The organism is Roseomonas sp. OT10, assembly GCF_020991085.1.
GTDB lineage: Bacteria > Pseudomonadota > Alphaproteobacteria > Acetobacterales > Acetobacteraceae > Roseomonas > Roseomonas cutis.
On the sequence record NZ_CP087719.1, the window covers coordinates 33,342 to 51,258 of the forward strand.

At 60.9% G+C, this 17,917-nt stretch carries 23 protein-coding genes; 17 read left to right on the top strand and 6 right to left on the bottom strand.

Annotation, left to right across the window (positions count from 1 at the left end):
- Positions 1 to 119: 119 nt before the first annotated feature.
- From LPC08_RS00205 to LPC08_RS00220, 4 genes are all read left to right on the top strand, one after another.
- Positions 120 to 824: a glutathione S-transferase N-terminal domain-containing protein gene (locus tag LPC08_RS00205; RefSeq protein ID WP_027297091.1), complete on the top strand. Its 705-nt coding sequence runs from the start codon at positions 120 to 122 to the stop codon at positions 822 to 824.
- Positions 821 to 1,789 (top strand): magnesium and cobalt transport protein CorA, encoded by a 969-nt coding sequence (locus tag LPC08_RS00210; RefSeq protein ID WP_027297092.1) that lies wholly within the window; start codon positions 821 to 823, stop codon positions 1,787 to 1,789. Before LPC08_RS00205 ends, LPC08_RS00210 begins: the two co-directional genes overlap by 4 nt.
- 106 nt (positions 1,790 to 1,895) lie before the next feature.
- The gene (locus LPC08_RS00215; RefSeq protein ID WP_230450757.1) at positions 1,896 to 2,456 is read left to right on the top strand and encodes a hypothetical protein; all 561 of its coding nucleotides are present in this window, start codon (positions 1,896 to 1,898) and stop codon (positions 2,454 to 2,456) included.
- Positions 2,457 to 2,537: 81 nt separating this feature from the next.
- Positions 2,538 to 2,987 (top strand): hypothetical protein, encoded by a 450-nt coding sequence (locus LPC08_RS00220; protein WP_140926871.1) that lies wholly within the window; start codon positions 2,538 to 2,540, stop codon positions 2,985 to 2,987.
- A 106-nt stretch (positions 2,988 to 3,093) separates the two neighbouring features.
- Here the strand turns inward: LPC08_RS00220 and LPC08_RS00225 are convergent, their stop codons facing one another.
- The 6 genes from LPC08_RS00225 to nadE all read right to left on the bottom strand — a co-directional run bounded on the left by LPC08_RS00225 (position 3,094) and on the right by nadE (position 7,541).
- Positions 3,094 to 3,390, bottom strand: a complete 297-nt coding sequence (locus LPC08_RS00225; RefSeq protein WP_027297095.1) for an AzlD domain-containing protein — start codon at positions 3,388 to 3,390, stop codon at positions 3,094 to 3,096.
- Positions 3,390 to 4,112 carry an AzlC family ABC transporter permease gene (locus tag LPC08_RS00230; RefSeq protein WP_051544221.1) on the bottom strand — a complete coding sequence of 241 codons (723 nt, stop codon included), beginning with the start codon at positions 4,110 to 4,112 and terminating at the stop codon, positions 3,390 to 3,392. Before LPC08_RS00230 ends, LPC08_RS00225 begins: the two co-directional genes overlap by 1 nt.
- A gap of 76 nt (positions 4,113 to 4,188) precedes the next feature.
- Positions 4,189 to 5,448: an MFS transporter gene (locus LPC08_RS00235; RefSeq protein WP_027297097.1), complete on the bottom strand. Its 1,260-nt coding sequence runs from the start codon at positions 5,446 to 5,448 to the stop codon at positions 4,189 to 4,191.
- 8 nt (positions 5,449 to 5,456) lie between these two features.
- A complete protein-coding gene (locus tag LPC08_RS00240; RefSeq protein ID WP_027297098.1) occupies positions 5,457 to 5,948 on the bottom strand; it encodes a DM13 domain-containing protein in 492 nt (163 codons plus the stop codon).
- Positions 5,949 to 5,951: 3 nt separating this feature from the next.
- Complete coding sequence (locus tag LPC08_RS00245; RefSeq protein WP_230450758.1) at positions 5,952 to 6,425, bottom strand: peroxiredoxin family protein; 474 nt, start codon at positions 6,423 to 6,425, stop codon at positions 5,952 to 5,954.
- Between the two features lie 234 nt (positions 6,426 to 6,659).
- The gene (nadE, locus tag LPC08_RS00250; protein ID WP_051544223.1) at positions 6,660 to 7,541 is read right to left on the bottom strand and encodes an NAD(+) synthase; all 882 of its coding nucleotides are present in this window, start codon (positions 7,539 to 7,541) and stop codon (positions 6,660 to 6,662) included.
- Positions 7,542 to 7,843: 302 nt separating this feature from the next.
- Between nadE and LPC08_RS00255 the strand changes: the two genes are divergently transcribed.
- The 13 genes from LPC08_RS00255 to LPC08_RS00310 all read left to right on the top strand — a co-directional run bounded on the left by LPC08_RS00255 (position 7,844) and on the right by LPC08_RS00310 (position 17,915).
- Positions 7,844 to 8,449, top strand: a complete 606-nt coding sequence (locus tag LPC08_RS00255; protein ID WP_024350792.1) for a sulfite oxidase-like oxidoreductase — start codon at positions 7,844 to 7,846, stop codon at positions 8,447 to 8,449.
- Positions 8,442 to 9,188 (top strand): ferredoxin reductase, encoded by a 747-nt coding sequence (locus LPC08_RS00260; protein ID WP_027297101.1) that lies wholly within the window; start codon positions 8,442 to 8,444, stop codon positions 9,186 to 9,188. The genes LPC08_RS00255 and LPC08_RS00260 overlap by 8 nt, the downstream gene beginning before the upstream one ends.
- Positions 9,189 to 9,260: 72 nt before the next feature.
- Positions 9,261 to 10,274: an NADP-dependent oxidoreductase gene (locus tag LPC08_RS00265; RefSeq protein ID WP_027297102.1), complete on the top strand. Its 1,014-nt coding sequence runs from the start codon at positions 9,261 to 9,263 to the stop codon at positions 10,272 to 10,274.
- A gap of 75 nt (positions 10,275 to 10,349) precedes the next feature.
- Positions 10,350 to 11,615 carry a thiolase family protein gene (locus LPC08_RS00270; RefSeq protein WP_027297103.1) on the top strand — a complete coding sequence of 422 codons (1,266 nt, stop codon included), beginning with the start codon at positions 10,350 to 10,352 and terminating at the stop codon, positions 11,613 to 11,615.
- Between the two features lie 14 nt (positions 11,616 to 11,629).
- Positions 11,630 to 12,700 (top strand): NADP-dependent oxidoreductase, encoded by a 1,071-nt coding sequence (locus tag LPC08_RS00275; RefSeq protein WP_051544225.1) that lies wholly within the window; start codon positions 11,630 to 11,632, stop codon positions 12,698 to 12,700.
- A 66-nt stretch (positions 12,701 to 12,766) separates the two neighbouring features.
- Positions 12,767 to 14,371: a sensor histidine kinase gene (locus tag LPC08_RS00280; RefSeq protein WP_051544228.1), complete on the top strand. Its 1,605-nt coding sequence runs from the start codon at positions 12,767 to 12,769 to the stop codon at positions 14,369 to 14,371.
- Positions 14,372 to 14,387: 16 nt separating this feature from the next.
- Positions 14,388 to 14,747 (top strand): response regulator, encoded by a 360-nt coding sequence (locus LPC08_RS00285; protein WP_223850255.1) that lies wholly within the window; start codon positions 14,388 to 14,390, stop codon positions 14,745 to 14,747.
- A 131-nt stretch (positions 14,748 to 14,878) separates the two neighbouring features.
- Positions 14,879 to 15,151 carry a glutaredoxin 3 gene (gene grxC / locus LPC08_RS00290; RefSeq protein ID WP_027297105.1) on the top strand — a complete coding sequence of 91 codons (273 nt, stop codon included), beginning with the start codon at positions 14,879 to 14,881 and terminating at the stop codon, positions 15,149 to 15,151.
- 64 nt (positions 15,152 to 15,215) lie between these two features.
- The gene (locus tag LPC08_RS26135) at positions 15,216 to 15,497 is read left to right on the top strand and encodes a DUF427 domain-containing protein (protein ID WP_062342448.1); all 282 of its coding nucleotides are present in this window, start codon (positions 15,216 to 15,218) and stop codon (positions 15,495 to 15,497) included.
- 38 nt (positions 15,498 to 15,535) lie between these two features.
- The gene (locus LPC08_RS00295; protein WP_027297106.1) at positions 15,536 to 16,291 is read left to right on the top strand and encodes an SDR family NAD(P)-dependent oxidoreductase; all 756 of its coding nucleotides are present in this window, start codon (positions 15,536 to 15,538) and stop codon (positions 16,289 to 16,291) included.
- Between the two features lie 160 nt (positions 16,292 to 16,451).
- Positions 16,452 to 16,898 carry a nuclear transport factor 2 family protein gene (locus LPC08_RS00300; protein ID WP_207790344.1) on the top strand — a complete coding sequence of 149 codons (447 nt, stop codon included), beginning with the start codon at positions 16,452 to 16,454 and terminating at the stop codon, positions 16,896 to 16,898.
- A gap of 62 nt (positions 16,899 to 16,960) precedes the next feature.
- On the top strand, positions 16,961 to 17,227 hold the full coding sequence (locus LPC08_RS00305; RefSeq protein ID WP_024588016.1) for a hypothetical protein: 267 nt from the start codon (positions 16,961 to 16,963) through the stop codon (positions 17,225 to 17,227).
- 193 nt (positions 17,228 to 17,420) lie between these two features.
- Positions 17,421 to 17,915 carry a Dps family protein gene (locus tag LPC08_RS00310; RefSeq protein WP_027297107.1) on the top strand — a complete coding sequence of 165 codons (495 nt, stop codon included), beginning with the start codon at positions 17,421 to 17,423 and terminating at the stop codon, positions 17,913 to 17,915.
- Positions 17,916 to 17,917: the final 2 nt, after the last annotated feature.

The window sequence follows — 17,917 nt, forward strand, 5'->3', positions numbered from 1 at the left end:
CGACATAGCGCTCTGCATCGCAAGCAATGGGACCGCATCGGCGAACGATGCGGTCCTCGAACGGCCCCTCAAGCGGTCATGCCGCTTGCCGGCCATCGATTTGGTAGGATTGCCCCAGCATGCCAGACCTTTCGTCATATCCGATCACCGAGCGCTGGCCTGCCTCCAATCCTGATCTCCTGCAACTCTATGCGGCGCCCACGCCCAACGGCGTCAAGGTGTCCATCATGCTTGAGGAGACCGGGCTGCCATACGAGCCGCACTTTATCGACATCAGCAAAAACGAGACCAAAGACCCCGCATTCGTGTCGCTGAACCCAAACGGGCGGATCCCTGCGATCATCGATCCGTCAGGCCCCGATGGTGAGCCGCTCGGGGTTTGGGAGTCCGGTGCGATCCTCGTTTACCTTGCCGAGAAGACGGGCCGGCTGATCCCACCGGGACAAGCCAGGCGCTATGAGGTGCTGAGCTGGGTATTCTTCCAGATGTCTGCGATCGGCCCGATGTTCGGTCAGCTGGGCTTCTTCCTGCGCTGGGGCGGAAAGGACTACGAAGACAAGCGGCCTCAGCAACGGTTCGCCGACGAGTCGAAGCGCCTGCTGGGAATCTTGGATCGCCAGCTTGATGGGCGCGAGTGGATCGTCGACGACTATTCCATCGCCGACATCGCGACGCTCGGCTGGGTCAATGCCCTGGTCGGCACCTATGACGCCGGCGACCTGTTGCGCATCGCCGATCATCGGAACGTCCGGGGTTGGTTGGATCGCGGCCTCGCTCGACCAGCCGTGCAGCGGGGCCTGGTCATCCCGGCGAGGCCCGCATGAGCGTCATCGCCGCTTATTATTACAACGAGGGTCGCCGCATCCGCGAGGTCGCTATCGACGAGCGGATCGAACTCGACAAGAACCGATCTGGCTTCTGCTGGATCGGGCTCAGCGAGCCTTCGGTCAGCGAACTCAGGGCGCTTCAGGCGACCTACAATCTGCATCCATTGGCGATCGATAACGCGATGCACCCGATGTGCCCGCCGAAGCTCGAAGTCTATAACGGCGAGCTTTACGTCGTCGCTCAGACGGCCGAGCTGGTCGGGGACCGCATACGCTACGGCAAGACGGCGATCTTCACTGGTCACAACCATCTGATCACCGTGCGTCACGGCAACGCCGGAGCGCTCGGCAATCTTCGCGAGCAGCTTGAGGGTTCGCCTGCTCAGTTTGGTAAGGGTGTCGATTACGTCCTGCACGCCATCCTTCACCGCATCGTCGATCAGTATCTGCCGATCTTCGAAATGATCGAAGACGACGTCCTCGCGATGGAGAGGCGATCGCTCGACGACTTCCTGGGGCGGGAGGAGGTCGCGCGCATCTTCGGCTTGCGGTGCGAATTGACCCGTTTCCAGCGAACCCTTGGCGCTATGGCGGAACTGGTGCGCAAGCTTGTTCGCGGACATTTCCCGTGTATCAGCGCTGAGGTGCGGCCGTATTTCAACGACGTTGCCGACCACGTCGACCGCGTCCAGTCCATGGTCGATGGCCTCCTCCAGGTGCTGTCCACGGTCTTCGAATTCAGCAGCCTTCTCGAGGCGCAAAGGACAGGCGTCATCACACGCCAACTCGCTGCATGGGCGGCGATACTCGCGGTCCCTACGGCTATCGCGGGGATATATGGAATGAACTTCAGGAACATGCCGGAGCTGGACACAGCGTACGGCTACTTCGTCGTGCTCGGCCTGATGCTGACGTTCTGTCTTTTCCTGTTCGTCCGCTTCAAGCGAGCCAAGTGGCTGTGATGGCGCTCCGCACCTTCCGTGCTGGTCGGTCACCGCGCCAATGCGCGCCTTCGGTCGGCGCGCAACCCTTACAATCCGAACTCGAGGTGCGTTGATGACAACTCAAGTGACAGACGTTCTGGACGCCGTGCAGTCTTTCGTGGCTAAGGGCTATGACCGAGAGTACCGTGTGAAGGACGGCGCTCTCGTCGATCTCGAGCTCGGATCGACCCTCGACGCATGCAGCATCCGTGTCGATGCCGCGGTACGCCTCGAAAGCGGCGATGGAGCCGAAGACGCATCGAACATCTACGCCATCACCGACCCGGCGACCGAGCACAAAGGTCTGCTGATCGATGCCTTCGATGTGTTCGACGAGATATGCCACCGCGACCTGTCCGAACGGCTTCTTGAGCATCGTGAAACATCTCCGGCCGGTGACGCGGACGTGCCGAGCAAGCATGGGCTGCGCAAGGTCTATAAAAGCGAGTTTGATCGCGACCCTGAGCGTTACGTTCTGCGGGAAGGCTTCCCAGACTTCCCGGCATGCCCGTTCGGGGGAGCCTTCAGCATCCTTGGCTTCGATACAGCAGAACAATCATACGTCTGGCTCGTGACGAGCATTATTCGGGATCCCCGGCTGATAAGGATTCCCTACCAGGGCGAAGACGTGATTCCCGACGAATGAGGTCGGCGCAGCGTGCGGGAACAAATTGGACCCGAACGAAGGATGGGATTTCCCTTTCAGGTCAGCGATAACGAGGCAGAGATGGACTGGAATAAGGACCACATTCGCGAGACCATGCTGTCTCTTGAGACAGCGGCACTGAAAAGCGCTCGCGAGAAGTATCTGGATTACGTTTCCACCGCGCGCCTCGATCGCAGCGAGCCGATCGAGAACGACGAGCAGGCGCAAGCCGAGGTGGCGAGCGATTTCGCTGAGGCGCTCGATGACACTCTCGATGACTATGTTGATAAGCTCGACAAGCTTCGGACGATCGATTTTGGACCGAAGTCAGAAGTCTCGGAAGGCGCCGTCGTCAAGCTGTCCGGCAAGCACTTCGTCATTTCGGTCTCGACTGGCAGGTTCATTTGTCATGGGCAGGAACTGATGGGCATCTCGACGATAGCCCCGATCTACGAGGCGATCGAAGGCGCGCGAGCCGGGGAAACGGTGCAGTTCAATGGCCGCGATTTGACCGTGGAGGCTGTTGCGTAGGCAAGGACCCGCGGTCCTCGGATCGTGAGTGCGGGCCATCGACGTTCGCAGCCTGACTGGACGACTGCTGGCCTCCCCATAGCTCCTTCTCGCAGATGATCGGCACTTACGAGCCAAGCCACCCCAGACCTGCGTAGGCGAGCATTCCCAATACCATCGCCACGATGACCTGGTTCGTGGCGATCGCTGCACCCAGCGCGACACCGGCCGCGATCCAGGTTGGAGGTGGCTGACCGATCAACGACGAAGCGACCAAGCTGACCACGATCAGCCCAGGCAACTCGTCCAGAACCCAAGCCTGCCTGGAAACCCTAATTCGCTCACCGGCAATCAACCCGGCGACCCGGATCGCAAACGCAGCCACGACGAGCAAACCGACGACAGCCCAGTGCGAAGCGCTCATCAGGCTGCCGCCTCGATCCTGCGCTTCAAGGAGATCACCACCAAGCCGAAGAATGCGCCGACGATGATCCCGTAAGCTTTGGGCATGCCGAGCGAGATGACGGCCATGGTCGCTGCCGCGGCCATGGTCCATGGCAGGGCTTGGGAACGTCCCCGCCACAGACCTCGCGCCATTGCAATGAAGGCCGCCGTGAACGCGAAGCTCAGGCCAAAGCGTCCGAGATCGGGCAGCGCGGCGCCAAGCAAAGCCCCGAGCGTCGTGGAGGCTGTCCACATGGAGATATTCACCAGCCCTGAGCCTATGAGGAATGGTGCTCCGACATCGGGGGACTTTGCCCGCTCGGACATCGTCAAAGCCCAGTTCTCGTCGCCAGTAATGTGGATGGCGAAGAGCTTTTTCCTCAGCGACAAGCCGGCCAGCACCTCGGATAAAGAGGCGATGATGCCGACATAGCGCAGGTTCAGTGACGCACCGGCCAGAACCGCGCCCAACACGACACCTGTGGAAGCGAACTGCTCAACCGCGATGATCTGCGAAGAGCCCGCATGGGTAGAGGCGCTCATGATCGCGACGCCCCACCATGGGAAACCTACCTGTACGGCCAGGAAACCGAAGGCCAAGCCATACACGCTGGCCCCGAAGGCCAACGGGAGGATGGCGATCGCCCCCCGTTTAGCCTCGTATGCGTCTCTCGGGGCTGAAGCCTTCACGCCCTCATCCATGACGCGTTCCACCTTGTTCTCAGCCAGGCTCCTCTAACAGCCGACTGGCAGTCCTTCGGTTATGGGCATCGTCGTCTCAGCGGCGCTGATCCGCCGGGGTTCGTATCATCGCGTCGAGCGACCCGGTTATCATCGCCGTGCTCGGGCAGCGTGTCGCTCTTGTCTTGACGGATCGGTCGGAGTGCCTACGCACACCGGCCAAGACCGCCAGGGCAGTCAGCAATGCCGCCGCGTAGAGGAACAGGCCGCCAGGACCGAGGAGGTCCATCACCAGGCCTCCGATGAGCGGCCCGGCGGCGGTTCCGATCCCGTTGAGTAGGAGAAGTCCGCGAGCGGTGCCCAGCAGCCGACCCGGAGGAAGGTCGTCGTTCGCAACGGCAAGGCATAGCGAATAGATGGGAATACCGAAGCCGCCGAACAGCGCGCCCGCCGCAAGTAGCACAGGCAGAGGCGCGTCCGCAGCCAGCGCTACGCCGATCGCGGCCGCCGCGGAAGCCAGGGCGGCGCCGGCAATGACGAGTGTCCGCGACACGCGGTCCGATAGCCATCCCAATGGCCACTGCAGCACGAGCGTTCCACCAAGGACCGCAGCCATGAACGAAGAAATGCCGCCCACATCGAGGCCAATCCTCTGCGCAAAATTGGGCCCTAGTCCCCAGAAGCCGCCGATGGCCAGACCGGCTAGGAAAACGCCGACCGACGGAAGGGGCGAAATTGCAACGAGATCGCGAAAGGCGACGGGCTCCTGTTGAACCTCGGCCGGGGGATGACTGGGCAGTAGCGTGACGGGGACGACGGCCGCAGATATCAGCAGCGAGACGAACAGGAACAGCGTCACGTCTGCGGGTGGAGCGATGTTGAGAAGCGCTTGACCAAGGGCCCATGAACCCATCGAAACAACGCCGAAAATCGACAAAAGCTGACCGCGCGTGGATTGAATCGCGTGAGCGTTGAGCCAGCTCTCAGTCGCCAGGATCATGCCTGCATAGGCGAAACCGGTCACAAGGCGAAGCGGCATCCATACGTTCGCCTCCACGAATGCGACATGAAGAAGAGCCGTCATCGAGGCGATCGCGGCGAAGCCAGCGAAAGTCCTCACATGACCGACGGACACGATCATCCTGGGCAGCGTGAGAGCGCCAATGGTGAAGCCCGCAAAGTATAGGGACATCATCGCGCTGATCGTTTGAGCGGAAAAGCCTTCCTCACCAGCCCTCACGATCAGAAGGGTACCCAATAGACCATTGCCCAAGAGCAAGGTGGCGACACTCAACAACAGCGCTGCGACCGGCGCCAGAACGAGCCCCCGCGCGCAGGCCGCCTTCACGCTATCCATCGCCTGACTCATTTCCGAGCCTGGCGCGGCGGCTGATACGCCGCAGAACTGATGAACTGATCGAAGGCTTCGCACCAGATGACAACGGCACTGTAGTCGCGAACGTCGATGTCGGCGGGCACCTCCATAATGAAGCCGTTGAAGGCCCTCACATCGCCGACCCGAACGGACGCGGCCTTGATCGCGAGGAACGCTTCCTCGGTCTCTACGAAGTGCGGGGCGAGATAAAGCTTGTAGTCCGGCCCGGGAGAGAGACGGCCAATGTGCGCGATCCGGTGAGGCAGGATCTGCACTTCGCCTTCACCCCAGTGCAGCAGGTCGCTGCCGGCTAGATCACGAGAAAGCTTTCCCGAATAGAGCGCCTCAGGCGTCGAACTCCTCAACGCAGCTTCAGTGGGCGACGCCGGCGCGGTGAGGATAGGCAGCGTGTAGATGCCGGCAGCAAAGCCTGTGATGCCAACGACGAAGTGGGTGCAGGCTAGAATGAGCCACCGTGGCATGTTTCACGAGCTCTCCAAATTTGCCACCAAACGATCCGCGTCCAGGTGGAAATCCGAAAAGACGACGCAACCGTCGGCGTTGATGACCGTGAACCACGGCGTTCCCCGTGTCCGGTAATCCTCCATGAACGTTGGAAACGCAGCACCAGGCGGCGGTTCGTCGTGCCCGAAAGCGACGGGGAGACGGTACTCCACCTGATTGGTGCGCAACTTGTCGAATGTATTTTCGTGCGCGCCTTCGAAGACCGTCTGGATCACTGCGAATCCGACGCCTCTGGACTCCAGCGCACCATGCAATTTCTGCAGTGTAGGAAACCCATGCAGATGGCAGCCCCTGCACCAATGCTGAAACGCGAAAAGGACCTTCGGCCCTACGCCAAGATCCGATAGCTTGATCGGCGCCTTAAGGTCGCTTCCATCCACGCCGATCCACCGATGAATGCGAAGCTCTGGCGCTTGACGATCGGCCGCGCTCATCCCTCTCTCCGAACACGAAGCATGTGCCCGACGTGCAGCGAAAACTCGCGAGCGCAGGGGAACTGCTATACTTCACCGCCCCACGGCCCGAGCGTCGAATAGTCGATAAGACCAGAATCCTGTCTAGACTATACCCGACGAGGCCACGAGTTTACGTGGATGACTATGAATTCCAACGCCGGTCTTTTCCAATAGCGGCGTGACATAGTTTCTATGTCCTAGGCGGGAGCAAATTTAGCGTCCGTTCGACCCTTGCGGCGCCAGAAGCTGCACGTTGGAGGCCACAGGCAGCGCGCGCTTATGCGCGGTGGCTCGATACGCTCTTTGGATCGTCTCGACCGCCGCCTGGGCCACACCCCTTCCTTCGAGGTAATCGTCTATCTCATCATAGGTCACGCCGTAGGCGTCTTCGTCGGGGTGTAACGGCATCGCGTCATCCAAATCTGCCGTGGGAACCTTACTGATCAGTTCCGCCGGGGCGCCCAGATGAGACGCGATCGCGCGAACGCGCCGCTTATTGAGACCGGCGAGAGGGAGAACATCGGCCGCGCCATCGCCGAACTTTGTGAAGAAACCCATCACCGCTTCGGCTGCATGGTCCGTGCCAATCACAAGGCCGCCCAGGGTCCCCGCGAGAGCAAACTGGGCGACCATCCGTTGGCGTGCCTTGATGTTCCCGAGCACCGTACTGCGCAGGCCGGGGTCGGCGGACTCGTAATCGGAGCCTGTCATCCCGCTCCACAGCGCGTCGGTCGCGGGCTTTATATTGATCACGGCAACGCGGTCGGGCCTGATGGCTGACAAGGCAAGCTGAGCATCGCGCTCGTCCATCTGTTCGCCATAGGGCAGCCGCACCGCTACAAACTCGCATTCGTACCCGATCTGACGCAGATCCTTCACGGCCGATTGCGCGATTAGGCCCGCCGTCAGGGAATCGACGCCGCCGCTGATTCCAAGCACATACGCTCGCTGCCCCGACGACCTAAGATAGTCGCGGAGGAAGGCGGCGCGTTCTGCCGCCTCGCGTCGGGCATCGAACGACGCCGAAACGCCGAGCGCTGCGATAATCTCGTCTTGGATGGGAATGACGACCTCCTGGGCACGCCGCAGTCGCATGCTGGCGACCTCACCTCGCGAAGCTTCTCTGTCCCACGAGCCATAACGCTCACGCAACACCGATTCAAAGCTATCGAAACTATAGCGACAGGGCATTGGGAAAGCAGTCTGATATAAAGCTATAGTCGAGGCGGGATTATCGCGAGTCATAGTGATGAATTGCGTGTCTCTACTGATTTAACACCCGGTTGTCTGAACATCAGCTTTGCGATCCGCTCGATATCTTTCCTTTGCGAGGGTCATCTACGCATTAGCCTGAGATGAAGTCGGTCGGTCCGTCGTGACGAGCAAGGGGGTTCGGCATGGTCACCAGAGGTTTCACCGGCCGCGGTTCAGGCGGCGACCACGAGGGCCGTATTCCGCCAGGTCAACATCTCGTGGAGAACTTTCCCGTTCTTACCGCTGGGCCAACGCCTCGTATCGAGACGTCCGACTGGAAGTTCACGGTCAAGATCGGTCCGAGACCCGTGAAGGTCTGGAGTTGGAGTGAATTCAACGCCCTTCCAAAGACCAAAGTGACCAAAGACATTCACTGCGTCACGTCCTGGTCCAAGCTCGACACGAAGTGGGAAGGCGTGCTGATCGAGGACATCCTCGCTGACGCTGAAGTTAAACAGCCAACAGACTTCGTTCTCGCGCACTGCTACGATGGCTATTCGACGAATGTTCCGCTCGCGGACATGTTGTCCGGCAAAGCTATGGTCGCGCTGAGCTACGCGGGCCAGCCGCTTCCCCGCGACCATGGCGGACCGGCGCGCCTTCTTGTTCCGCATCTCTACTTCTGGAAGTCCGCCAAGTGGGTGAATGCGCTGCAGTTCACCACTCGCGACGAGGCCGGGTTCTGGGAGTTGCGCGGTTATCACATCTACGGTGATCCGTGGCGCGAGCAACGGTACACCCATGACTGAGTTCGATGCGCAACCCGCGTCGTGGCAGTCAGGCGTGATCGACGAAATCGTCCAACAGACACCGAGTATCAAGAGCTTTTTCCTGCGGTTGCAGGAACCATTCGTCCATACAGCAGGCCAGCACGTCGACGTCCGGCTGACCGCCCCAGACGGCTATCAGGCGATGCGCAGTTATTCGATCGCATCGTCGGCGGGCTCTTCACCGATCCTGGAACTCGCCATCGAGCGCCTGCCGAATGGCGAAGTTTCGCCATTCTTCCACGACGTCGCCGCAGCCGGCGACGAGATCGAACTCAGGGGACCGCTTGGAGGCCACTTTCTTTGGCCCGAGCCTACCGACAAGCCGGTGCTGCTGATCGGCGCAGGTTCAGGCGTGGTGCCGCTGATGGCGATGATCCGGCAGCGTCGGGCATCGGCACAGGCCGTTCCAGTCGCTCTGCTCTTGTCGGCGCGAACCGCTGAGGACGTGCTCTTCTCCAGCGAACTCCACTTAATCGAGATGAGCGATCCCACGTTCATCTTGACGCTCGCGATTACGCGAGAAGCGCCAAAGCGCGCCTCGGACTATGGCCGACGGATCGACGATGGGATGGTCCAGGCGACAATCGCACGTCTCGGTCGCGACCCGGGCCACGTGTTCGTTTGCGGGTCGAACGGTTTCGTCAACATCGCGACGGACAGCGCATTGTCGGCAGGGCTGGGCGTCTCGATCATCAAGACCGAGCGCTACGGTGGGTAGGGGCGGCCAGATGATCGCATCCCATCACGCGGGAGCGCCCAGCTCAAGCTCTGTCCGGGAAAGGCTTCGCCCATGACCATCATGGCCCGTCAATTTCACCTTAAAAGTCGTCCCGAAGGGCTACCGCAGGCCAACAACTTCGAACTCGTCGAGCAGGATCTCCCCGCGCCAGAGCGAGGACAACTGCTCGTCGCCAACCGGTGGCTCTCCGTTGACCCTTACATGCGCGGCCGCATGACCGGTCGAGAAAGCTATATGCCGCCCTTCCAAGTTGGCGAGCCTCTCGATGGCGCCGCGATCGGCGTCATAGTCGAAAGCAAGGATGAACGGTTCAGCCCTGGCGAGGTTGTGAGCCACTTTGCCGGCTGGCGCGACCGCGCGATCATCGACGCCGCGTCCGCTACTAGGATCGATACGACGATTCCAGAGCAGGCGTATCTGGGCCCGCTCGGTTTCCCAGGCTTCGCCGCCTACATCGGCATGCTCCAGATCGGAAAGCCGCGAGCTGGCGAAACTGTGTTCGTGTCAGCAGCAGCGGGTTCGGTCGGATCGCTCGCTGTCCAAATCGCAAAGATCAAGGAATGCCGAGTCGTTGCGTCTGCGGGCGGCGAGGACAAATTGCGTTGGCTGCGCGAGGAAGCAGGCGCTGATGCCACGATAAACTACAAGAATACGGACGACATGGTCGCAGCACTTCGCGAAGCTGCGCCTAAGGGTGTCGACATCTATTTCGACAACGTCGGTGGCACGCACCTGGAAGCCGCGCTTGAGGCGGCCAATGGCTTCGCACGCTTCGCTTTGTGCGGAATGATCGAGCAATACAACAGCGAGCCGGTCGGCCCCCGCAATATCTATGCGGTTATTGAGAAGAGCCTCCTGCTGCAAGGCTTCGTCACCATCCACAACATGTCGGTTTGGGAGGATTTCCAGCGCGACGTCACCCGGTGGATCGCCGATGGGAAGGTCAAATGGCAGGAGACGGTAGTTCACGGCCTCGAGAGAACCCCTTCGGCGTTCCTCGATCTGTTCGCCGGAAAAAACATCGGAAAAATGGTCATCGACCTCAGGGATGGGGAGACGCCCTGACGGCCGGCGCCTGCCGTCAGCGGACCGCACTACGCCACCTCGTCTAATTAGAATCTTTAGCTTTGGGAGATCACCGTGAGCCGCTTCGCCGAACCAGTTTTCATAGCCGCAGGCTTGCGGACACCATTCGGTCGTGGCGGAGGAGCGCTGGCAAATTATGACGCGGTCTCGTTGTCAGTGCCAGTCGTTGAAGAAATGGCGAAGCTTGCGGAGCCCGATCTGACGATCTGGGGAACCGTCATCCCGAACCTGGGCTGGAGCAACATCGCTCGCGAAATCTGGCTGGACGGGAAGCTCAACCCCAACGTTCCAGCATTCTCCGTAGTCCTAGCGTGCTCGACCAGCATGACCGCGAGCTTCGCCGCAGCCGGGATGCTCGGCGGCGGGCTCAACCTGATACTGGTCGGCGGGTCTGAGGTCATGAGCCGACCATCGCTCGCTCTCACCGCTGAGGCATCTAAACGACTCACCGATCTCTTCGCGCAGGATCCGGCCGCAGCACTTGCCGCCCTGGGGGCGTTGACCCCTCAAGACTATGTGCTCCCCACGAAGGGCTGGGCCAACCGCCTTACGGGCAGGACGATGGGCGATCACATGGAGGAGACCGCCAAGGCGTGGCGCATCTCGCGTGAGGCTCAGGATGACTGGGCTCTAAAAAGCCACCAGCGCGCCGTCGCCGGCTGGAACGGCGGCTTCTTCGATGACCTCGTGATCTCGTTGCCGGAGCTTTCCCGCGATGCGAACCCGCGCGCGGACACATCCGCCGAACGTCTATCCGGTTTGAAGCCCGCCTTCGATCGTGAGAGCGGAATGGGTAGCCTGACAGCCGGCAACAGCTCCCCCATCACGGATGGGGCGGCCGGCTGTTGGGTGTCCAACGAGGAGGGTCTGAAGAGGCTGCCCGATGGCACGCCCTATGCGCGGATAATCGACTACGAAGTCTCGGCGGTCGACCTGCGCACGGAGGGGCTGCTGATGGCGCCGTCCTATGCCATTCCACGACTTCTGGCGCGCCATCACCTTGGCTTCGCCGACATCGCACTTTGGGAAATCCACGAGGCGTTCGCGGCACAGGTGCTGGCCAACGTCGCGGCCATTACTGATCCGAACTGGGTCCGAGACAAGGCCGGTGTTTCGGAGGAGATGGGCAACTTCGATTGGGATCGCGTCAATCCCAACGGCGGCTCGGTAGCCATCGGACATCCCTTCGGCGCGACCGGCGCGCGCGATCTCAGCCAAGCTGTGAAAGAGCTATGGGCCATGCCGGTCGGATCTCGCGGGATCGTCAGCATCTGCGCCGATGGTGGTCAAGGCACTGTCGCCCTCCTCGAACGCGTCTGATCGGAGGACGAAAAATGAAAGCGATCCGCTTCCATGAGTTCGGCGCTCCTCATGTCCTTCGCTATGAGGAGGCGCCGACACCTGTGACAAAGCCGGGAGAGGTGCTCGTCCGTGTAAAAGCGGCAGGCCTCAACCCGCCCGACTGGTATCTCCGCGAGGGATACAAGGCTCTGCCGCCCGAGTGGCGGCCGTCGGTGACATTCCCCGCCATACCCGGCTCGGATGTCTCCGGGATCGTCGAGAAGGTCGCTGACGATGTGACGGCGTTCTCGGTCGGCGATGAAGTTTTTGGAATGATCCGCTTTCCCAGTTTCGGCGAGAGCTTGGGATACGCCGAGTATGTTTCCGCGCCTGCTTCCGACCTTGCGGCCAAGCCCCGACACCTGGACCACATTCATGCAGCCGCCGTTCCCATGTCGGGGCTGACCGCTTGGCAGTTCCTGATCGAGCTAGGCCATAACGAGCAGAACCCGCTGCAGCCCGAGCGCCACAGCCCGGTCCCGTTGGCTGGGAAGAGCGTTATGATCAACGGGGCTGCGGGCGGTGTCGGTCATCTGGCATTGCAGTTGGCAAAGCACGAAGGCGCGCGTGTCATCGCCGTCGCTTCAACCCGGCACGAAGCGTTCCTTCGCGAACTGGGCGCCGACGAGTTCATCGACTACACGAAGACTAAACCCGAAGACGATGTGCGCGACATCGATCTTGTCGTCGATGCCGTCGGCGGTCCGGCCTCCGGCCGCTTCCTTCGGACCATACGTCGTGGCGGTGCGCTGTTCCCGATCTTTCCCCTTGGCTTTGCCGGACATGACGAGGCTGCCGACCGAGGAGTGACCGTTTCGGCGACGCAGGTGCGTTCCAGCGGCGATCAGTTGGCCAAGCTAGCTCGCTTGCTCGACAGCGGTGAGGTCCGCGTCGCCGTCGATAGCACATATCCCCTTTCCGAAGCGGCCGTCGCTCACGAACGCGCAGAGGCAGGCCATATCCAGGGCAAGATCGTCCTCGCCGTCGGTGACGCCATCGCCGATCAGAGCGGCCAAGCGGGCGTGCCGTCAGCGCAGTGGCCGCCCCGCATGAGGGGGCACTGACATGACGCGGGAAGCGCCGATGATCGGCCACGCTCGACCTTCGAGGCATCATCCAGGAGAACTGCGGTGAGCCTGAGCGCTGACAGAACCGATTTCGGGGCGGCACAGCGGGCGCGGGCGCTTGCAGACCTCATGGTGCTCGACACACCGGATGAGCAAGCCTTCGACGATCTCGTTTTTGTCGCCGCAAAGGCCTGTGACGTTCCCATCGCGCTCATCACCCTGCTGGATACTGACCGGCAATGGTTCAAAGCCAAGTACGGGCTTGAGGTATGCGAGACGGAGATCGAACACTCGGTCTGTCGGATCGAGATCGATCAAGGCGATCTTCTAGAGATCGTCGATCTCACAAATGATGCGCGGACCAAGCGCAATCCGCTCGTCACGGGCGTCCGGCACTTTCGCGCCTACGCTGGCGCGCCGCTCGTCCTGCGATCGGGAGCGATCGTGGGTCGGCTGTGCGTCATCGATACCGTTCCGCGGCCTGAAGGGCTCAGCGAGATGGAAAAGGCGATGCTGCAAGCCCTTGCCCGTCTCGCCAGCGAAAATCTCGAACTCCGCCGGATCGCAAAGGCCAGTGAGCGCCTCACAGCCCTGCAGACAGCCTTGGTCGAAATCGGCGAGACCATTCGGAGCAGCCACGATACGGCAGAGATGGCTTCGGCGACCGCCGCCATTGTCGGCCGAACGCTCTCCGCTGACCGAGCCGGGTTCGGATCCGTCAACGAGGACGTCGATACGATTGACGTCGAAACCGATTGGACGGCCCCGGGGGCGGTGAGCATTGCCGGGCGCCACCGTCTCGACGAGTACGGGAACTTGCGCGAGCCGCTCGTCGTTGGCGACCCTCTCGTTGTGTGGGACGCCCTGACCGACGATCGCACTCTGCACAATCTCGAGAGCGCAATGCGGGTCGGCGTTCGGTCGCTGGTCGACATGCCGGTTCGAGATCGTGGCAAAACCATCGCCGTTTTCTTCGTTCATTCGGCGCATCCCCGACCTTGGCCCGCAGAGGAAATCTCGTTCCTACGAAGTGCGGCAGACCGGCTCGAGGCAGGCGTCGCGAGGCATCGTACCGAGCAGCAGCAACTCATAGTGAACGGCGAAATCGCTCACCGCCTGAAGAACATGCTTACCATGGTGCAGGCCATCGCGAGCCAAACGCTGCGAAGCGTCACCGATCGCGAAGCGGTCTACGCCTTCGAGCGTCGGCTGATGGCTCTGAGCGCGGCGCACGACGCCTTGCACCAAATGAGTTGGACACAAGCTGATCTACAAGCTGTCGCAGCGACAGTGATCGACGCGATCGGGTTCTCAGATCGGGTCGACATGAGTGGGCCGGCGGTGGCGCTGGGACCACGAGCGGCGCTCTCGTTTTCCCTCATCGTCCACGAGTTGCTGACAAACGCCTGCAAATACGGCGCGCTGACCAGTGACGACGGCCACGTCTCGCTGTCGTGGGATGTCGAAGTCGGCCAGGACGACGACCTTCTGCGCGTAACATGGCGAGAACGGGGTGGGCCTCCGGTTGTGCCGCCAACTCACCGAGGCTTTGGATCGAAGCTGATCAACATCGGCCTGGTCGGCACCGGAGGTGTCGATGTTCGCTACGAGCCCGCCGGGTTAACGGCCGATCTGCACGCCTCCATGCGTCACCTGGTTCAAGGTTGATGGGAGTATGGGTGGAATGGTGAAACCCGTGGTGCTCGTCGTCGAAGACGAACCACTTCTCCGACTGTTCGCGACGGACATGATCGAGGAGGCGGGCTTCGAAGTCTTGCAGGCGCCGAATGCATCCGCCGCGCTCATGACCCTGGAGGAACGACTGGATGTGCGCGTCGTGTTCACGGACGTGAACATGCCCGGCGGGATCGATGGCATCATGCTCGCCATTTGCATCCGCCGGCGGTGGCCAACCATCCAGATCATAATCACGTCCGGGAGGCCTTGGCCTGACGAAGCCGTTGTTCCAGCGGACATTGTGTTCTTCGCCAAGCCATACCGGCAAGACCGGGTCTTGGACACGGTCCGAAAGATGGCGGCGTGATGTCCAGCGCCTCGACCAACTCGGACGCCGGAGCTGCGCGGTCCACGAGACCCTGGGGCGCAAGCCTTTGCCTTCGGATGACCGCCGCGAATCCGGCCGGCCCATCACCCCTCAACGATTGGAGATGCAACATGAAGCCTGAAGTCCTCATCTACACCACGAGTTGGTGCCCGTTCTGCCGTCGTGCGAAGGCGCTCCTCAAAGAGAAGGGCGTGGCATTCACTGAGCTTGATATCGAAGCCGATCCTGCACACCGGAAGGCGATGATCGAGTCGTCGGGGCGAAGCACCGTGCCGCAGATCTTCATCAACGAGACGCATGTCGGCGGCTCCGACGATCTCGTTGCGCTCGATGCAGATGGCTCGCTCGACAAGCTGCTTGCCGGACAAACCACGGCAAACTGATTTGTCCCGCCCGACAGGGCCACTTGTCGATGGAAGTGGCTGAACGACGAGAGAGGAGTCCGGTTTGGTCTCAGCAGTTTGGAACGATGTCACCCTCGCGGTAAGCGACGAGACTATGGTTGTGGATGGAAACCATTATTTCCCGCCTCACTCGGTTGACCGGCAGTATCTGGAACCGAGCGAGCACACGTCTGTCTGTCCCGTGAAGGGGACGGCCCAATACTTCCATCTCCGGGTCGGGGACCGGCGCAACGCAAACGCTGCGTGGACCTATGCCGACCCTTCTCCGGCGGCCCATTCCATCAAGGATCACATCGCCTTCTGGAAAGGCGTCAACGTCGCGTAGCCGTCCGCCGGCAATTAGATTTCAGAAAGGAACCGCCGATGTCGAAAGTTTTGGACGGCAAAGTCGCTATCATCACGGGTGGCTCTCGAGGCCTTGGCGCCGTGCTGGCGGCGACGCTCGCCGATCAGGGAGCCGATATTGCTATCACCTACGCTGCGTCGGCCGATAAAGCCGAGTCCGTCGCCGAGGTGGTGAGGGCCAAAGGCGTTCGCGCTCTCGCAATTCGATGCGATCAAGCGGATACGTCCGCCGCCAAGCCGATGGTCGAGCAGGTCGTAGCTGAACTCGGCAAGCTCGACATCTTGATCAACAACGCCGCAATCGCCGTCCAAGGAAAATTGGTTGACGATCCGACGCTCGATTCCGCCGCGTTCGACAGGCAGTGGATGGTCAATGTCATGGGCACCGTGGCGATCACGCGTGCGGCGGCGCAGAAAATCTCTGACGGTGGCCGCATTGTCTTCATCGGTTCCGGCCTGGGCACCCGAGCGATCGTGCCGGGAATTGCCGACTACGCAGGAACCAAGGCAGCGATCGCAGGATATGCCCGTGGGGTGCAACGCGATCTTGGCCCACGCAACATTACCGTCAACGTGGTCCAACCTGGCATCATGCCAACCGACATGACCGGGGAAGTTGCTGAGAATTTTCCGCAGGCCGTCATCGATATGCATCCCATCCGTCGGATCGCCACGATTGAGGAAGTGGCGGGCGCCGTCAGTTACCTCGTTAGTCCCGCTGCAAGCTACACAGCTGGCGCGGTGATAGATGTGTCAGGGGGCGTCCTGGTCTGAATCGATGCTCGACGGGCGTGTCACGCGGATAACTGAAGGACGATCACTTCCGCACCTCAGCGCTCCGTTGAATTCCGGGCAGCAGACCGGCTGATCCTGCAGGGCCCATTATTCTCGAAGCAATAGCGGATAAAGCTTCCGCATCTCAGGAGTTCATAGAGTGCCGAATGCAGAGGTGACCCAAGACCGCATCGCCGTCGCCACCGACTATTTCCGGAAAATCGACAGTGGCGATCCCACCATCCTCGACATTCTGACTGACGATGTCGTGACGTACTTCCCGAAGTTCGGAGTTGGATATGGCAAAGCCGAATTCATGGAAGTCGCCAAGGGTCTGTTGGGGTCGCTTCAGCGGATCGAGCACGATTTCGATCGCATGACCTTCCACGTAGCCGGCGACCACGTGATTGTGGAAGGCTTTGAAGGTGGCGTTATGGCTGACGGCACGGCGTGGCCGGTTGAAGGCCGGTCCGAAGGCCGTTTCGCCAACGTATTCGAGTTCGACGGCGCGCTTATCAAGCGTGTTTTCATCTACGTGGACCCGGACTTCGCTAGCGCTAATGACGCGGGGTTTCTTTGGGGCCGCAACGTCAGACTGACGCGATGACCCCAATCGCATGGCGCAGCACTCACGTTCGCAGGGCGAAGGCCGATTGGCGGTGATGCAGAATGGACCATCCAGAATTCGATACGGCTTTCGAGCGTCTGCCTGAGGGGTATAGCGAAGGCGCTTACGAAGGCAGGCGTTTCGGCGTGACGGTTCGTCGGTCGGAGGATGGACGGAGGAACAGCCTTTTTGCTCGAGAACTAGCCGGGAACGACATCGTCAGCTTCAATCTGTATCGCGTTGCTTCGGGCAGTGCGTCGCTGAAGCCGTGCGAGATGTCCTCGGAGAAGGTTATCGCTTTCGTATTGGGCTATCAGCCGAATGCCTGATGAGCATGTGGGGTTCGCTGCCTTCCCATTTTCCCGTGCCGCTCCAAGCGCCCCTTCTGGTCGCCAGAACTATCGAAACTATAGACACAGGCCATTGGACTTCGATCTGAGGTAAATTCATCTTCTATACCTCAGCGTTCCAGAGAATCGGCGCTGATCTTTTGCGCAAGCCTTCATCGAGGAAGTTCACGCGATGACAAACTCCAGTGCTGCAACCGTGCCTTCACCATCTGACCTCGACGAGAACGCGACCATGACGGTCGCGGATGCGTTGAAGATCATTTTGGCGAACAGCTATGCGGTCTACCTCAAGACCAAGAACTTTCACTGGCATGTCTCGGGCCCGTACTTCAGGGACTACCATCTCCTTCTCGATGAGCAAGCTGCGGAAATCCTCGCAGCGACCGATGCGATGGCGGAGCGCGCCCGGAAGACCGGAAATACGACCATACGATCGATCGGCGATATCGCCAGCCACCAGACGATCAAGGACAACGACGCTGAGTTCGTCACGCCGCAGGACATGCTGGCGGAGCTGCGCGCCGATAATCTTCACATGGTCGAGTCGCTGCGCCGCGCAAAGGAAGTCGCCGACGAGGCGAAGGACAACGCGACCTCCGGCCTGATCGATACCTGGACCGACGAAGCGGAACGCCGAGCGTGGTTCCTTTTCGAAGTCAGCCGATAGGT